The sequence below is a fragment of the Pseudoalteromonas sp. SG43-3 genome (assembly GCF_014164385.1).
Classification (GTDB): Bacteria; Pseudomonadota; Gammaproteobacteria; order Enterobacterales; family Alteromonadaceae; genus Pseudoalteromonas; species Pseudoalteromonas distincta.
In genome coordinates, this window is the sequence record NZ_JACJFC010000080.1 from 1 (window position 1) to 505 (window position 505).

1 protein-coding gene is annotated in these 505 nt (G+C 50.1%); it reads right to left on the minus strand.

Annotated elements, in window-relative coordinates; genetic code table 11:
- Positions 1-505, minus strand: a 505-nt coding sequence (locus H5157_RS20685) for an Ig-like domain-containing protein (protein ID WP_259399382.1), incomplete at both ends; no start/stop codon positions are given.

A 505-nucleotide genomic window follows, 5' to 3' on the forward strand; every position in this document is an offset into this window, starting at 1 on the left:
CAAGTGCTACCGGTACAGGGATTGACCACGTACCATTAGCAAGCACGGTGGCACTCATGGTTTGCGCTGCGCCGCTGCTGTCGGTGACAACAATGGTTACTTCACTGCCTTGCGGTGCATCGCTGGTACCTGCAATTGTTGGCGTGGTGTCGTTACCTACACCGTTGTCGGTAATAACAAGGCTCGGACCTGTTAGGTCTATCTGACCTGTCTCTGTGGCGCTGCCGATATTACCTAGACCATCATTTACCTCTGCGGTGACAGTATATTCGCCTTCGGCTAAATCAGTTGGTGCATCGACACTCCATACTCCACCCGTTACGGTTGTATCAACAGTCGTAATATTCCCTGCACTGTCTTCAAACGTTAAGCTAATGGTAGTGTTATCTGCCGCATCGCTTGTACCATTAATGGTTGGGGTGGTGTCGTTGGTGTCAACCAGTGCATTAATACTAATGCTTGGGGCCGTGGTGTTGAGTGTTGCGGTTTCACTTAATGTAGTGGT